The organism is Kineococcus terrestris, assembly GCF_041020755.1.
Lineage (GTDB): Bacteria > Actinomycetota > Actinomycetes > Actinomycetales > Kineococcaceae > Kineococcus > Kineococcus terrestris.
The window spans coordinates 102057-117435 of sequence record NZ_JBEUEI010000001.1; the positions used below are offsets into that span (position 1 = coordinate 102057).

General features: G+C 77.3%; 12 protein-coding genes. 6 read left to right on the top strand and 6 right to left on the bottom strand.

The window, feature by feature from the left end; genetic code table 11:
* Positions 1 to 225 precede the first annotated feature (225 nt).
* Together AB8M62_RS00500 and AB8M62_RS00505 are read left to right on the top strand one after the other, a co-directional pair.
* Positions 226 to 1248: a sugar-binding transcriptional regulator gene (locus AB8M62_RS00500; protein ID WP_369068290.1), complete on the top strand. Its 1023-nt coding sequence runs from the start codon at positions 226 to 228 to the stop codon at positions 1246 to 1248.
* Complete coding sequence (locus AB8M62_RS00505) at positions 1245 to 2009, top strand: SDR family NAD(P)-dependent oxidoreductase (RefSeq protein WP_369068291.1); 765 nt, start codon at positions 1245 to 1247, stop codon at positions 2007 to 2009. The genes AB8M62_RS00500 and AB8M62_RS00505 overlap by 4 nt, the downstream gene beginning before the upstream one ends.
* Before the next feature lie 37 nt (positions 2010 to 2046).
* On the opposite strand, the gene AB8M62_RS00510 is transcribed toward AB8M62_RS00505, so the two are convergent.
* Positions 2047 to 4725 (bottom strand): family 78 glycoside hydrolase catalytic domain, encoded by a 2679-nt coding sequence (locus AB8M62_RS00510; protein WP_369068292.1) that lies wholly within the window; start codon positions 4723 to 4725, stop codon positions 2047 to 2049.
* Positions 4726 to 4851: 126 nt separating this feature from the next.
* Here AB8M62_RS00510 and AB8M62_RS00515 point away from each other — a divergent pair, with 126 nt between their 5' ends.
* Positions 4852 to 5946: a LacI family DNA-binding transcriptional regulator gene (locus AB8M62_RS00515; protein ID WP_369053200.1), complete on the top strand. Its 1095-nt coding sequence runs from the start codon at positions 4852 to 4854 to the stop codon at positions 5944 to 5946.
* Between the two features lie 157 nt (positions 5947 to 6103).
* On the top strand, positions 6104 to 6412 hold the full coding sequence (locus AB8M62_RS00520) for a putative quinol monooxygenase (RefSeq protein ID WP_369053198.1): 309 nt from the start codon (positions 6104 to 6106) through the stop codon (positions 6410 to 6412).
* Positions 6413 to 6434: 22 nt separating this feature from the next.
* Here the strand turns inward: AB8M62_RS00520 and AB8M62_RS00525 are convergent, their stop codons facing one another.
* From AB8M62_RS00525 to AB8M62_RS00545, 5 genes are all read right to left on the bottom strand, one after another.
* Positions 6435 to 6659: a hypothetical protein gene (locus AB8M62_RS00525; RefSeq protein ID WP_369053196.1), complete on the bottom strand. Its 225-nt coding sequence runs from the start codon at positions 6657 to 6659 to the stop codon at positions 6435 to 6437.
* Between the two features lie 184 nt (positions 6660 to 6843).
* Positions 6844 to 7914, bottom strand: a complete 1071-nt coding sequence (locus AB8M62_RS00530; RefSeq protein WP_369053194.1) for a Gfo/Idh/MocA family protein — start codon at positions 7912 to 7914, stop codon at positions 6844 to 6846.
* Positions 7911 to 9437 carry an FGGY-family carbohydrate kinase gene (locus tag AB8M62_RS00535; RefSeq protein WP_444881712.1) on the bottom strand — a complete coding sequence of 509 codons (1527 nt, stop codon included), beginning with the start codon at positions 9435 to 9437 and terminating at the stop codon, positions 7911 to 7913. Before AB8M62_RS00535 ends, AB8M62_RS00530 begins: the two co-directional genes overlap by 4 nt.
* A gap of 28 nt (positions 9438 to 9465) precedes the next feature.
* Complete coding sequence (locus AB8M62_RS00540) at positions 9466 to 10311, bottom strand: NAD-dependent protein deacetylase (protein WP_369053190.1); 846 nt, start codon at positions 10309 to 10311, stop codon at positions 9466 to 9468.
* Positions 10308 to 11567: an MFS transporter gene (locus tag AB8M62_RS00545; RefSeq protein ID WP_369068295.1), complete on the bottom strand. Its 1260-nt coding sequence runs from the start codon at positions 11565 to 11567 to the stop codon at positions 10308 to 10310. The genes AB8M62_RS00540 and AB8M62_RS00545 overlap by 4 nt, the downstream gene beginning before the upstream one ends.
* A gap of 74 nt (positions 11568 to 11641) precedes the next feature.
* On the opposite strand from AB8M62_RS00545, the gene AB8M62_RS00550 reads away from it, so the two are divergent.
* Together AB8M62_RS00550 and mprF are read left to right on the top strand one after the other, a co-directional pair.
* Positions 11642 to 12559, top strand: a complete 918-nt coding sequence (locus AB8M62_RS00550) for a LysR family transcriptional regulator (protein ID WP_369068296.1) — start codon at positions 11642 to 11644, stop codon at positions 12557 to 12559.
* Between the two features lie 231 nt (positions 12560 to 12790).
* Entirely contained in the window at positions 12791 to 15340 is a 2550-nt protein-coding gene (gene mprF / locus AB8M62_RS00555) for a bifunctional lysylphosphatidylglycerol flippase/synthetase MprF (RefSeq protein WP_369068297.1), read from the top strand.
* The last annotated feature ends 39 nt before the right edge of the window (positions 15341 to 15379 follow it).

Sequence of the window (15379 nt, forward strand, 5' to 3'; positions counted from 1 at the left end):
CGTCGCGGTCCGGCCGGGTCGGCACGGCCGCGGTCCGGTCCTGGTGCGGTCCTCGTGCAGCGCGGCCCCTCCGTCGGGTCCACCGCGCCGCGGCCTTCCGCACGCTACGACCGGTGCGGCACACTTGTCCAGCACATCTGTGCAGGGATCCGGACACCGGAGTCGGACGAGCACGGACGGCGGTCGCCGCGGCAGGCGCCCACCGCGCACGAGGAGGAGGCCGACGTGGCGACGACCCCCACCGGCGACCCGGCGCGCCCCGGGTCCGCCGGGGCCACCGGGGCCACCGGGGCCCGGTTCCCGGCGGCCCTCATGCACACGGCGGCGACGCTCTACTACCTGCAGGACGCCACCCAGGCGGAGATCGCCGCGCGCCTGGGCACCAGCCGGGCCACCGTCAGCCGCCTGCTGCGCGAGGCCCGCGAGCGCGGCATCGTCCGCATCGAGGTCGCCCCCCTCGACGAGCACGACCCCACCGGCCTGGCCGCCCGCCTGGAGGACGCCCTCGGCCTGGAGCGCGTGGTCCTGTCCGCCGCGGCCGCGCCCGACCACGTCGCCGAGGCCGTCTCCCCCGCGCTGGCGCAGGTGCTGGCCGGTGTCGGCCTCGGCCGCGACGACGTGCTCCTCGTCAGCTCCGGCCGCACCCTCCACGAGGTCGCCCAGCGCGACCTGCCCCCCATGCCCGGGGTGCTCGTGGTGCCCATGGTCGGTGGGCAGGACGAGCCGGAGGCGTGGTACGCCACCAACGAGATCACCCGGCGGGTGGCGGCCACCGTCGGCGGGGTCCCCCGCTTCCTGTTCGCCCCCGCCCTGCCGAGCGCGGAGCTGCGCGCCGGCCTGCTGGCCGACCCCTCGACCCAGCGGGTGCTCGACCTGTGGGCGCGGGCGCGCTGCGCCGTCATGGGCGTGGGCGCGCCGCCCGCGCGGCGCGCGTCGATCCCCGGGTTCGTGCCCGTCGGCGAGGAGGGGGTGCGCCGCGCCGTCGGCGACGTCGTCAGCCGCTTCTACGACGCCGAGGGCCGCGAGGTCGCCTGGGACGGCGCCGAGCGCCTCATGGCGGTGCCCCTCGACGTCCTGCACGCCGTGCCCGTCCGCATCGCCGTCGCCCACGGCTCGGTGAAGGTGCCCAGCATCGTCGCCGGCGCGCGCGGACGGCACTTCACCCACCTGGTCACCGACCCCGCCACCGCCGCCGAGCTCGCCGCCGAGCTCGGCGTCCGACCCGACCGTCCCGGAGGAACCCCGTGAGCAGCCCGTTCGACCTCACCGGCAAGCGCGCCCTCGTCACCGGCGCCTCGCAGGGCATCGGCACCGACGTGGTGCGCGCCCTGGCCGCCGCCGGCGCCGACCTCGTCCTGTCCGCGCGCTCGGCCGCCGCGCTGGAACCGCTGGCGCACGAACTGGCGGGCGAGCGCGGGGTGCGCACCGCCGTCGTGACCGCCGACCTGGCGCTCGCCGCGGACGTGGAGCGCCTGGCGGCAGAGTCCCTGGAGGTGTTCGGCGGCCTGGACGTCCTCGTCAGCAACGCGGGGATCTCCTTCCCGCAGATGGCCGTCGACGTCGACGCGGACACCTGGGACCTGACGATGGCGGTGAACGTGCGCGCGCCCGCGCTGCTGGGCTCGCGGGTCGGGCGGGCGATGGCCGCCGCGGGGGGCGGCAGCGTCGTCACCGTCTCCTCGCTGGCGGGCTCCCTCGCGCTGGCCGAGCACTACGCCTACTCCACGAGCAAGGCTGCGCTGAACATGCTCACGAAGGTCCTCGCACTGGAGCTCGGGCCCTCCGGTGTGCGGGCGAACTCGGTCAGCCCGACGGTCGTCATGACCGAGATGGGGCAGCGGGTCTGGGGCGAGGAGGCCAAGGCCGCGCCGATGATCGCGCGCATCCCCCTGGGGCACTTCGCCGAACCACGCGACGTCAGCAACGCCGTGGTGTTCCTGGCCTCCGACGCCTCAGCGATGGTCAACGGGCAGGACCTCAAGGTCGACGGCGGGTTCTCGGTGGCGTGAGCGGGTGGGCCCCGGCACGGCGTCCATCCGCCAGCCCTCAGGGGACCGGCACCTCCAGGTGGTGCGAGCCGGCGCCCACGCGGCTGGGCCCGGCACCCGGCAGGTCCAGCACCGCGCTGACCCCCAGCGGGACGTGCACGTCCACGGCGAGGACGCCGTCGCGCACCCGCCACGACACCGCCGCCGTGCCGTGCGGGGTCTCGTGCCGCACCGACGCCGACGTGATGCCGGCGCCGGGGCGCGGGCGCACCAGGAGCTCCCGGTAGCCGGGCGCGGCGGGCGCCAGGCCGCCGACGGCGCGGTGCACCCAGTCGGCCACCGAACCGAGCGCGTAGTGGTTGAACGACAGCATCTGCCCCGGGTTCGGGGTGCCGTCGGGCAGCAGGCCGTCCCAGCGCTCCCACGTCGTCGTCGCCCCCATGAGCACCTGGTACAGCCAGGACGGGCAGCCGGTCTCGGTGAGCATCGCCAGGGCGGCGTCGTCGTGGCCGGTCAGCGACAGCGCGTCGGTGACGAGGTTGACGCCGGCGAAACCCGTGGCGATGCGGTGGCCCGCCTCGGCGACCAGTTCCGCGAGCCGGTCGCCCGCGGCCCGCCGCGACGCCTCGTCGGGCATCAGGTCGAACACGACCGCCAGCGCGTACGCCGTCTGCGCGTCGCTCGTCAGCCGCCCGCCCGGCAGGACGTACGCCTTCGCGAACGCGCTGCGCACCTCGCGCGCCAGCGCGTCGTAGGACGTCGCGTCGTCCTCGCGGCCCAGGACGCCCGCCATCTGCGACAGCACCTGCGCCGAGCGCGCGAAGTACGCCGTCGCCACCAGGTACCGGTCGGTGCGCGCGTCCGCCGGGTCGTGCGGCGGGGCGGCCGGGTCCAGCCAGTCGCCGAGCTGGAAGCCGCTGTCCCACAACCGGTCCGGACCGGCGAGGCGGGCCACCAGGTCCACCCACTTCTTCGCGCTGTCGTACTGGCGCGCCAGCACACCGGTGTCGCCGTAGCGCTCGTAGAGCACCCACGGCGTCAGGACCGCGACGTCGCCCCACACCGCTCCCGGCCGCGCCGGCGTCCACACGTCCCCGCCGGGGACGTCTGGCACGTACCAGGGGACGGTGCCGTCCTCGAACTGCTCCGCGGCCACGTCCGCCAGCCAGGAGGACAGGAAACCCCCGACGTCGTGCAGGAACGCCGCCGTCGGCGCGAACACCTGGATGTCGCCGGTCCAGCCCAGCCGCTCGTCGCGCTGCGGGCAGTCCGTCGGCACGTCCAGGAAGTTCGAGCGCGTGCTCCACACGACGTTCTCGTGCAGCCGCTCCACCCGCGCGTCCGAGCACGTGAACCACCCGGTGCGCCGCGTGTCCGAGTGCAGGACGCGGGCCACGACGTCGCCGTCGCCGAGCGCGCCCGGCCACCCCGTCACCTCCACGTAGCGGAACCCGTGGACGGTGAACCGGGGTTCCCACACCTCCTGCCCCCGACCGGCCAGCACGTACTCGTCGGTCGCGGCGGCCGTGCGCAGCGCCCGGGTGAACAGCTCCCCGTCCTGCAGCACCTCCGCGTGCCGCAGCCGCACCCGCTGCCCCGCGGTCCCGCGCACGCGGATCCGCACCCGCCCGGCGAGGTTCTGCCCGAAGTCCAGGACGGTGCGCCCGCTCGGGCTGGTCAGCACCGCCACCGGCCGCAGCTCGCGCGTGCAGCGCACCGGCGGGCCGTCCGCCGCCACGAGGGTCGCCGGGTCGCGCTCGTGGGGGCGCACGCCGACCCACGCCGCGTCGTCGAACCCGGGCGCGCTCCAGCCGGGCAGTTCCTCGCGCGCGTCGTACGTCTCGCCGTCGTACAGGTTCGCCGCCAGCACGGGGCTGTCCGCGGCCCGCCACGCGCGCCCGTCCTCCCCCGTCCCCGGGTGGGTGCCCACGACGAGGCGGCGGCCGTCGGCCAGGTCCACCTCCAGCTGCGCCAGCAGCGCGGTGCGCTCGCCGTACAGGTTCCGGCTGGCGCCGCGGATGCCGAACCTGCCGCGGTACCAGCCGTCGGCCAGCCACGCGCCCAGGACGTTCTCGCCCGCGCGCACCAGGGCGGTCACGTCGTGGGTGCGGTACCGCAGCCGGTGGTGGTAGCTGGTCCAGCCCGGCGCCAGCTCCTCGTCGCCGACGCGGACGCCGTTCAGCTCCGCCTCCAGCAGCCCGTGCGCGGTCACGTGCAGGCGCGCGCGGACCACCTCGCCGTCGACGGCGAAACCCCGGCGCAGCAGGACGGGGCGGTGGTCCTGCGCGGGGTCGGCCTCGGTGTCCGGGCCGACGGGCACGGCCGTCCAGTCGGCCGGCTCCAGCAGCCCGGACTCCACGGCCAGCGGCGGGCTCCAGGCGGTGGGCCGCTCGTCGTCGGCGCTCCACACGCGCACCTGCACGAGCACCCGCTCGCGCGAGGTCAGCGGCGCGACCGGCCACTCGACGAGCACGCCGTCGGCCGACGGGGTGCGCCCGCTCTCCCGCGCGGGCCCCGGGCCGGCGGGCGGGTCGGGCACGACGCGCACCTCGTGGGCGACCTGCCGCCAGCCGGCGGGCACCTGCCCGGCGGGGCGCGCGACCCACGACAGCCGGGGCGTCCCGGTGCCCAGGCCCAGGGGCGGGTCGAGCTGCTCGGCGCGCAGGTCGGTGACGACCACGTCGGTGCGGGCGTCGGTGGTGGGGGCGGTGGTGGGGGCGGTGGTGGCGGTCGTCACCGGGGTCGTCTCCTCGTCGAGCGCGGGCCGTCGGAACGACGGCTCTGAAACCCTTCAACGACGACGCTAGGGGTGACCCCGGGGCGTGTCAACGCCTCCGGCGGCACCCGTCGGTACCCTCGCCGGGTGCCGAGCAGCGACGGGCGGCGCACGCCCAGCGTGACCGACGTGGCCGCCCGGGCCGGGGTGTCCGTCGGCACGGTCTCCCACGTCCTCAACCACCCCGAGCGGGTGCGGCCGGCGACCCGCGAGAAGGTCGAGGCCGTCATCGAGGAGCTGGGGTTCACCCCCAACGCCAACGCCCGCACCCTCGTCGCCGGCCGCAGCAGCACCCTCGGCCTCGTCGTCGCCGACCTCGGCAACACGCTGTTCGTCGAGATCGCGCGCGGCGCCCAGCGCGAGGCGTACGCGCGCGGGACGACCCTGCTGACCGCCGACAGCGACAACGACGACGACCTGCAGGCCACCCACCTGGAGTTCCTGGACCGCACCCGCGTCGCGGGGGTCCTGCTCTCCCCCATGGCCGACCCCGGCGCCACCGTCGACCGCGCCCGCCGGCACGGCACGCCCGTCGTCCTCGTCAACTACGACACCGGCCGCGACGACCTGTGCACGGTCCTCGTCGACAACGACCGCGTCGGGTACCTGGCCGCGCAGCACCTGCTCGGGCTGGGGTTCCGGCGCCTGGCCTTCGTCGGCGCCAACCACGTCCGCCTGCAACCGGTGCGCGACCGGCTCGCCGGGGCGCGCCGCGCCGTCGCCGAGGCGGGAGGACGCGCGAGCCTGCTGGAGGTGGCCACCGGTGACGTGCGGCCCGCCGGCGGGCGGACCGCCGGCCGGGAGATCGCCTCGATGCCCGCGCGGCGGCGCCCCCGGGCGGTCATCGCCGTGACCGACCTGCTGGCCATGACGGTCGTGCAGGAGCTGCTGGCCGCCGGCCTGGACGTGCCGGGCGACGTCGCCGTGATGGGCTGCGACTACGACACCCGCGGCTGGGGCGGTGCGGTGCCGCTGACGTCCGTGCACCTGACCGGGCAGGAGGTGGGACGGGAGGCCGTCCGGCTGCTGCTGGAGGAGGCCGCCCACGAGGCCGGCCACGTGCACCGCACCGTGGTCGTCGCCCCGCAGCTCGTCGTGCGCGCCAGCTCCGCCGGCGACCGCGCCCCCGCGGCCGACGGCCCCGTCCCCGACCTGCCCCCGCCCACCCCCCACCTGCCCTGACCCCACCCCCTGCTGCGACCTCGCGGGGACTCCCAGCACGATCACAGCGGTCCCCTCGCGGTGATCACGGAAGGGTGAGCGTTCACCCGTCCATGATCACGGCGGGGTGGGACGAGGTGGCGGGGCGGGCGCGGCGGGGGCGTGGGACGGTGGAGCCGTGGACAGCACCTTCGTCATCGTCGTCCGGTTCGACCTGCGCGACGAGGCCGCCGCGGCCGAGTTCGACCAGCTCGTCGCCGCCACCGTGCCCGGGATCCTCGCCGAGGAGGAGGGCACCCTCGTGTACACCCCGATGACCGTGGACGAGGAGCCGCTGGCGCGGGTCTTCCACGAGGTCTACCGCGACCGCGACGCCCACCGCGCCCACGAGGCGCGCCCCGCCACTGCGGCGTTCCTCGAGCGCGTCCGCGAGCTGGTCACCGGCGTGCGCGCGGAGTTCTGCACCCCGGTCGCCGGCCGGGGCTGACCGGGCCCGGCGCGGCCCGGGCTCAGAGCTTGCCGAGCGAGAGCCCGGGGACCCGGCGCAGCTCCCCGGAGGAGAAGCGCACGGTGCACCAGTCGTCCACCTCGACGGAGACGACGGTCCCCATGCCGTGGCGGTCGTGGGTCACGCGGTCACCGGGGGCGAACTCCTCGCTGCGCGGGGCGGGCGGCGCCGGCTGGAACGGGCTGGTCGGCAGGTGACGGCGGGGGACGCTCGCACGGGGTGACATGCCTCGAGTGTCCGCCACGCGGGCCCCGGCGGGAACCACCGTCACCCGGCGGGACCCTCCGGCGGCCGGACCGCCGCCGCGCCGGTCCCCGCCGCCGCTGACAGCCGGCCTGCACGTGCACGGCGACACGCCGTCCCGCGCGCCGTGGACACCGGCGTGTCGCGCCGGTCGCGCAGGCCGGCTGTCAGCTCCAGGCCTCGCGCGCGGTGCGCACGGGCCGCCCGGTCGCCGCGGCCTCGCGGATCGCCAGGCCGAGCAGGTGGTCCTGCGCCCCCTGCGCCAGCGGGTACGGGCCCGGTCCTCCACCCCGGGCGTGCTCGCCCGCGCTGCGCAGCACCGTCGCCACGGCGACCTCCTCGTCGTTGAGCCGGGCGGGCGCGAACGGGTTGCGCCACAGCACCTCGCCGTCCAGGGACACGTGCTGCAGCGCGAAGCCCTCGACGTCCTGGTGCCAGCCGGTCTGGCGGCGCACCAGCGCCGACTCCACGACGGTGCGCGGGTCGACCAGCCGCACCACGCGCTCGTCGACGACCTCACCCAGCGTCCCGCGCACGACGGTGCGCCGGGCGCGCAGCGGGTTGCGGGTCTGGGTCTCGGTGAAGTCGTACAGGCCGTGGCGGCCGTCGCCGAGGTCGAGCACGGCGATCGTCGTGGCCAGCGGCCGCGGGGTGGCGTCCCCGGACCAGCCGGCCCGGCCGACCGGGTCGGCCAGCGGCGCGGTCAGCTCCACGGCCCGCACCTCGACCGGCCCCGTCGGGCGGCCCAGCAGGTCGCGCACGAGGGCCGCCGCGTGGTGGTGCTGGGTGGAGGAGACCTGCACGCTGGTCACCTCGCCGAGCAGGCCGCGCTCGACGAGCGCGCGGCGGGCGGCGTTGAAGGGCACCGACGGGTACTGCTCGGCCACGTGCACGCGCCCGGACGCGCCGACCGCGTCCCACAGCCGCCGCAGGCCGTCCAGGTCGGCGGCCGGTGGCGTCTCGGACAGCACGTGGGCGCCCGCGGCGACGGCCTCGGCGACCAGGCGCTCGTTCTCGCCCGCGGGCAGCGCGGTCACCACCACGTCCGGGCGGTCGGCCAGCAGGTCCTCCAGGCCGTCGTGCACGCGGACCCCGAACGGCGCGACGCGCTGCACCGCGGCCGGTCCGCGGGCCAGCACCCCGCTCACCTCGAAGAGCTCCGGCAGCCGGGCGGCCACCCGCAGGTGCATGCCGGCGCGGTACCCGGCACCGGCCAGCGCGAGGCGCACGGGCCTCACCGGCGCGTCCCCCGCTCCAGCGCGGTGAGCCGGTGCTGCAGGTCCGCGGTGCGCTCGTGCAGCTCCCGGTAGGCCGGGTACAGCTGCGCGTACACCTCCGCCTCGTCCGGGTGCGGCCGCGTCACCGACTCCACGGCGTTCCAGCGCGCGTCGACGTCGACCGCGCCGATCGCCACGGCCGCGAGCTTGGCGTCCCCGAACGAGGCGCCGATGCGCACGGCCGGCACCTCCTGCTCCAGCCCCGTGACGTCGCTGACGATCTGCGGCCACAGCGCCGAGCCGGTCCCGCCGCCGACGGCGACGACGCGGCGCACGTCCGCGCCGGCGGCCGCGAGCGCCTCCACGTTGTGCCGCACGCCGTACGCGGTGGCCTCCAGCAGCGCCCGGTGCACCTCGGCGGGCGTGGTGCGCAGCGTCAGGCCGAGGAGGGCGCCGCGGGCGTCGGGGTCGGCGAAGGGGGTGCGCTCGCCGGCGAAGTACGGCAGGGCGAGCAGCCCGTGGGACCCGGCGGGCACCTGCGCGGCGCGCTCGACGAGCTCGGCGACGTCGGGCGAGCCGATCGTGGTGCGCCACCACTCCGCGGCGCTGCCGGAGCTGGCCATGCCCGCCCCGAACGTCGACTGCCCCGGCCGCACCCCGGCCGTGCCCCACAGCGCCGGGTGGGTGCGCGGGCCGTCGGTGACGGCGACGAAGAACGTCGTGGAGCCGTACATGACCATGAGGTCGCCGGGTTCGCCGACGTCGACGCTCTCGGCCTCCGCCCACGCGTCGACGGTGCCGGCGGCCACGGGCGTGCCCTCGGGGATCCCCGTCTCGCGGGCGGCGTCTCGGGTGACGGCGCCGACCCGCCCGGACGGGTCCACCAGCCGGGGCACCGGCAGGCCGGGGGCGACCTCCGCGCAGCGGTCCTCGATCCACGTCCGCGTGTGCCGGTCGTACAGGGGCGTGGTCTGGCTGGCGGAGTGGTGGTCGAGGACGTACTCGCCGGTCAGCCGGAACGCCAGGTAGGAGTTCGACATGAAGAAGTACCGGGCGCGGGAGAACACCTCCGGCTCGTGCCGGCGCAGCCACTCCAGCTTGGCGCCGGCGGCCTGGGAGGACATGACGGACCCGCAGCGCTCCAGCAGGTCCTCGCGCCCGTAGCGCTCCTCCAGCTCGGCGGCCTCGGCCACCGCGCGGGTGTCGACGCCGTACAGGACGGCCGGGCGCAGGGGGCGGCCGTCGGCGTCGGCCAGCAGGACGGTGGGCCCGATGCCGGAGGCGCACACGGCCACGACGCGGTCGCCCGTCTCGACGATCCGCCCGGTCAGCTCGCGGGCGAGGACGACGAGGTCGTGCCACCAGACGCCGTCGGCGTCGTGCTCGACCCAGCCGGGGCGGGGGAACTCGGTGCGGTGGGGCACGGACGCGCGGTGCACGACGCGGCCGTCGAGGGTGGCGAGGACCCCCTTGCTGCTGCCGGTGCCGACGTCCACACCCAGGACCAGGTCCACGCGCGCCTCCTCGCTGCTCGTGCGGCGCATCCTGCCACCGCTGGCCCGGGCGCCCGGATCAGCCGGCGGGTGCTAGCGCCGCGGCCAGGCGCGGCAGGACCTCGCCGAGGGGGGCGTCGACGCGGACGTCGGCCTTGGCGTCGCCGCGGGTGGGCCCGGCGTTGACGACGGCGACGGGGGTGCCGCGCCTGGCGGCGTGCAGGACGAACCGGTACCCGGACATGACGGTCAGGGAGGAGCCGACGACGAGGAGGGCGTCGGCGGCGTCGACGAGCGCGAACGACGCCTCGACGCGGTCCTTCGGGACGGTCTCGCCGAAGAAGACGACGTCGGCCTTGAGGGCGTCGGCGCCGCAGCGGCGGCAGGGGACGGTGCGGAAGCCCTCCAGCTGCTCGGCGCTGAGGTCGGCGTCGCCGTCGGGGTTCAGGGCGCGCAGCTCCTGGACGCGGACGCCGAACCCGGGGTTGGCGGCCGTCAGCCGCACGGCGAGCTCGGCGCGGGAGGTCACCTCGCCGCACGACAGGCACACGACCCGGTCGAGGTTGCCGTGCAGCTCCACGACGCCGCGGCAGCCGGCGGCCAGGTCGAGCCCGTCGACGTTCTGGGTGATCGTGCCGGTGACGAGCCCGGCGGCGCCGAGCGCGGCGACGGCCCGGTGGCCGCTGTTGGGCTCGGCGCGGCGGAAGTGCTCCCAGCCGACGTGGCTGCGGCCCCAGTACCGGCGGCGGGCCTCGGCGGAGCCGGTGAACTCCTGGTACGTCATCGGGGTGTGCCGCTGCAGCGAGCCGTTGGGGCCGCGGTAGTCGGGGATGCCGGAGTCGGTGGACAGGCCCGCGCCGGCGAGGACGGCCACGCCCCCGGCGGCGACGAGGTCCTGCAGGCGGTCCAGCTCGCGCGCGCTCACGCGCCCATGCTCGCCCGTGCGCGCCGCGGGCGCCTCGCGTCGGGGACGCCGCCGGTGCCCCGCAGGGCGAGCAGGGCCAGCACGAGGGCGAGCAGCGCGCAGGCGACGACGGCCGCGACGACCGCCGGCCAGCCGCCCGCGGTGAACGCGTACCCGCCCAGCCAGCCCAGCAGGCCCGAGCCGGCGTAGTAGCCGAACGTGTAGAGGGCCGAGGCCTGCGCCCGCGCGCCCGGCGGGGCCAGCGCGCCCACCCAGCCGCTGGCCACGGCGTGGGCGGCGAAGAACCCGGCCGTCAGGACGACGAGCCCGGCCACCACCAGCGGCAGCGGCGCCGTGGCCGTCAGGGCGGTGCCGGCCGCGAACAGCGCCACGGCGACCGCGAGCACCCGCAGCCGGCCGGCGCGCGCCGCCCACCGGCCGGCGGCCGCCGAGCTCCACGTCCCGGCCAGGTAGACGACGAACAGCGACCCCACGAGCGTCTGCGACAGCGCGTACGGCGGTTCCAGCAGCCGGAAGGCCAGGTAGTTGTAGACGGTGACGAACCCGCCCATGAGCAGCAGCGCCTGCGCGTAGAGGGCCAGCAGGCCCGGGGCGGCCAGGGCCGCGCGCACGCGGTGGGCCAGCGGCGGACCGCCGTCGTCGCGGCGGCGGCGCGCGAACCCGCGGGCGCGCGGGACGAGGGCGGCGAAGACGGCGGTGGCGGCGGCGGCCAGCAGCGCGACGGCGGCCACGCCCCAGCGCCAGCCGGCCAGGTCGGCCACGGCGCTGGAGACCAGGCGCCCGGACAGCCCGCCCAGCGACGTCCCGGCGACGTAGGCGGCCGCGGCGGGCGCCACGTCGCGCCCGCGCAGCTCCTCGGCCAGGTAGGCCATCGCCACGGCGGGCAGCCCGCCGAGGGCGGCGCCCTGCAGGGCCCGCAGCACCAGCAGCTGCGCCAGGTCGCCGGCCAGCGGCACCGCCAGGCCGACGGCGGTCGCCACCAGCAGCGAGGCGGCCATGGCGGGCACCCGCCCGGTGCGGTCGGCCAGGGCGCTCCAGCCCACGACGGACACCGCGAGCGCCCCGGTGGCCACCGACACCGACAGCGCCGCGTGCGCGGCGGTGCCGCCCAGCTCGGCGGCCAGGGCCGGCAGGACGGCCTGCGCGGAGTACAGCTGCGCGAAGGTCGCCACGCCCGCGGCGGACAGGGCCAGGACGGCGCGCCGGTAGCCGCGGCTGCCGCGCGGGTGGCCCGTCCCGGGCGCTGCGGTGTCCACCCGGGCGACGGTAGGGACGCGCCTCCCATGCGTCCAATGCATCTGTCGGTTCGGACTCATGCTTCGATGGCGGTGTGGACGACTCCACCGCCGACGTCCTGCGCGCGCTCGCCGGGCCCCTGCGGGTCCTGGTGGCCGTCGCCGACCACGAGCACGTCACCCGCGCCGCGGCCGAGCTGGGCCTCGGCCAGCCGACCACCAGCCGGGCGCTGGCCCGCGTGCAGGAGGCCGTCGGGGTGCCGCTCGTCGTCGCCGAGGGCCGCGGCGTCCGGCTGACCCGCGCGGGGCGGCAGCTGGCCGCGGCGGCGCGGCGGGCGCTCGCGGAGCTGGACGAGGGCGTGCGGCGGGTGCGCGAGGAGGACGCCCCCGGCACCGGCCGCGTCGCGCTGGGGTTCCTGCACACCCTCGGCCCCGCGGCCGTGCCCGCGCTCGTGCGCGCCTTCCGCACCGCGCACCCGGGCGCCCGCTTCTCCCTCGTGCAGGGCGCGGCCGGCGCGCTGCTGGACGCCCTGACCGCCGGGGAGCTGGACCTCGTCCTGACCTCGCCGCTGCCCGGGCGCGCCGGGCTGCGCGCGCACGCCCTCGTCGAGCAGCCGCTCGTGCTCGCCCTGCCGCCCGGGCACCGGCTGGCGCGCTCGCCGGCGGTGGCGCTGCGCGACGCGGGCGGCGAGCCGTTCGTCCTGTTCGAGCCCGGCTACGGGCTGCGCGAGACGGCCGAGGCGATGTTCGCCGAGGCCGGGATCGCGCCCGCCGTCGCCTTCGAGGGCGAGGACGCGGGCACCGTGCGCGGGCTGGTCGCCGCGGGCCTGGGCGTGGCGGTGCTGCCGCCGGCGCCCGGCGGCGCGGACGCCGCGGGGGTCGTCGAGCGCCCGCTGAGCGGCCCGACGCGCTCGCGCACCCTGGGCCTGGTCCACCGCGACGCGCCCCTGCCCCGGGTGGCCGCCGCCTTCCGCGACCTCGTCCTGGCCAGCCCCGACCTGCTGGCCCGCTGACCGACCCCCGCGCCGCCGCGCCGCCGCGGTGCTCCCCGGCACCTCGTCCGGAACCCGCCCCGCCCGACCCGCCCCGCCCAACCCTCGCCGTGATCATGGATGGTCGACCGTTCACCCATCCATGATCACCGTGATCTTGCTGGGTCTCCCTGCAAGATCACGGTGGGGGTGGGAGGTCCCACCGCGGGCGGCCCCGTCAAGGACGACCGCCGATCCGCCGACTGCTGATGCGTGAGCTCCCCGTCCAGGCCGTCGCCCGGCCCGCTGCGCCGAGCCCTCGCACCGGCGCTGGTGGTGGGTCTCCTCGCCGCCGCCGCCGTCCTGCTGCACCGCACCTTCCGGGACCTGTCCTGGGAGCGGCTCGGCGCGGACCTGCTCGCGCTGGGACCGGGGACGGTCGCCGCCGCGCTGGGCGCGACCGCGCTGTCCTACCTGGCGATGACCGGGTACGACGCGCTGGCGCTGCGCTACGTCGAGCACCGCCTGCCGTACCGCCGCTACGGCCTGGCCTCGTTCATCGCCACCGCCTTCGGCAACAACCTCGGCGCCTCGGCCGTGGTGGGGGCCGCGCTGCGCGCGCGGGTCTACTCCACCTGGCGGGTCCCCGGGTTCGCCATCACCCGGATCATCGGCTTCAACCTCGTCACCCTGGTCCTGGGCGTGGCGGTGCTGGCCGGCGGCGGGACGGTCCACGACCCCGCGGGGGTCGGCGCGGCCCTGCGGCTGCCCGCGCCCGCGGTCGCCGCCCTCGGGGGCGCGCTGCTGACCGCGGTCGCCGGGTACCTGCTGTGGGCGTTCGCCGGTCGCCGGCCGATCGGCCTGCGCGGGTGGCGGATCGACAGGCCCGCGCCCGCGCTGGCGCTCGCGCAGGTCGCGCTGTCCACGGTGGAGTGGCTGACGATGGCGGCCGTCCTGCACGTGCTGCTGCCCGCCGGGGACCGGCCGGCGTTCCTGCCGTTCGCCGTGGCGTTCGCGATCGCCACCGTCGCGGGCCTGGTGAGCAACGTCCCCGGCGGCCTGGGCGTCTTCGAGGCGACGCTCGTCGTGCTGCTCGGGCCGACGACCCCGCCCGCGGCCCTCGCGGTCGCGCTGGTCGCCTACCGGCTGGCCTACTTCGTCCTGCCCCTGGCGCTGGCCGCCGTGCTGCTCGTCGTCCACGAGGCCCGGCAGGCCGCCGCGGCCGGGCGCGAGCGCACGACGCCCGCCCCCGCGGCGACGAGACCCCCGGTGCTCACCCCCTCGGTGCTGACCCCCTCCGTCCTGGCGCTGGCCGCGGCCGGGGCGGGCGTCTTCACGCTCCTCGTCGGCGACCTGCCCGGGCCGTGGTCCCTGGACCTGTCGGCCGTCACCATCAGCCTGGCCGGGCTGGCCACCCTGCTGACGGCCCGCGGCCTGCACCGCCGGCTGAAGGCCGCCTGGGCGGCCGCGGTCGCCCTGCTGGCCGGGGTCACCCTCGTCGCCGCCGCCCACGGCGACCTGGTGCTGGCCGTCGTGACCGGCGGGCTGTCGCTGCTGCTCGTACCGGCCCGCCCGGCGTTCCACCGCGGCACGCTGTGCGTGCGGCCGCGCAGCCTCGTCCTGGCCGGCGCCGCGACCGTCCTGCTGGGCGCGGCGGTCTGGTGGCAGGAGTCCAGCCGCTCCGGCAGCCCGGCGGACGTCCCGCTGCTGGCGGCGCCGTTCGCCGACGGGGCCTCGGCGCTCGACCGGCTGCTCGTGGTGGCCGGCGCGGTCGGGGTCGTCCTCCTGGTGCGGTGGGTGCACCGGTCCCGGGCGCTGGCCCCGCACACCGTGGACGAGGACCAGATGGCCCTCGTCAGCGACATCGTCGCCCGCTCGGGCCCGTGCCTGGCGCAGCTGGCGTTCACGGGCGACAAGCGCTTCCACGTCAGCCCGGGCGGCGACGCCTTCCTCATGTACCAGGTCGAGGGACGCAGCTGGGTCGTCATGGGCGACCCCGTCGGCGACCCCGACGAGGTGCCCGAGCTCGTCCTCGGGTTCGTGGAGGAGGTGGACCGGCACGGCGGGCGGCCGGTGTTCTACAACGTGCGCGCCGAGCACGCCGAGCTGTACCGCCGGTGCGGGCTGAGCCTGGCCAAGCTCGGGGAGGAGGCCGTCGTCGACCTGGAGGGGTTCACCCTCACCGGCAAGGCCCGGGTGAACCTGCGCAACTGCCGCAACAAGTCGGTGCGGCTGGGGATGTCCGTGGAGTTCGTCGCGCCGCAGGACGTGGAACCGCTGCTGCCCGCGCTGCGGGAGGTCTCGGACGCCTGGCTGGAGCGGCGCAGCGGCAAGGAGAAGCGGTTCTCCCTCGGCGCCTTCGACGAGGACTACGTCCGGCGGTTCCCGCTGGTCGTGGTGCGCCAGCAGGAGCGCGTCGTCGCGTTCGCCACGCTGTGGACCAGCGCGGACGCGCGCGAGGTGCAGGTCGACCTCATGCGGCGGCTGCCCGACGGCCCCGGCACCGTCATGACGTTCCTGTTCGTGGAGGCGGTGCTGTGGGCGAAGGAGCGGGGTTTCACCGCGTTCAACCTCGGCATGGCCCCGCTGTCGGGGCTGCGCACCGACGCCACCGCCCCGTTCTGGGACCGGATCGGCCACCTGCTGTGGACGCACGGCGAGCAGTTCTACAACTTCAAGGGCCTGCGGGCGTTCAAGCAGGGCTTCCTGCCCGAGTGGCGGACCTGCTACGTCGCCGCCCCCGGCGGGCCGGCGCTGCCGAACTCCATGCTGAACGTCGCCACGCTCGTCGGCGGCGGTGTGCGGGGCCTCGTCCGCGGCTGATCCCGCCACCCCCGCACCCCCGGCCGTCCCCGCCCGGTC

Bases quoted from the DNA above. Each gene is read 5' to 3' on its own strand.
- AB8M62_RS00525 (WP_369053196.1), bottom strand. From the start codon at position 6,659: ATGTCACCCCGTGCGAGCGTCCCCCGCCGTCACCTGCCGACCAGCCCG.
- AB8M62_RS00535 (WP_444881712.1), bottom strand. From the start codon at position 9,437: ATGCGCCGCACGAGCAGCGAGGAGGCGCGCGTGGACCTGGTCCTGGGT.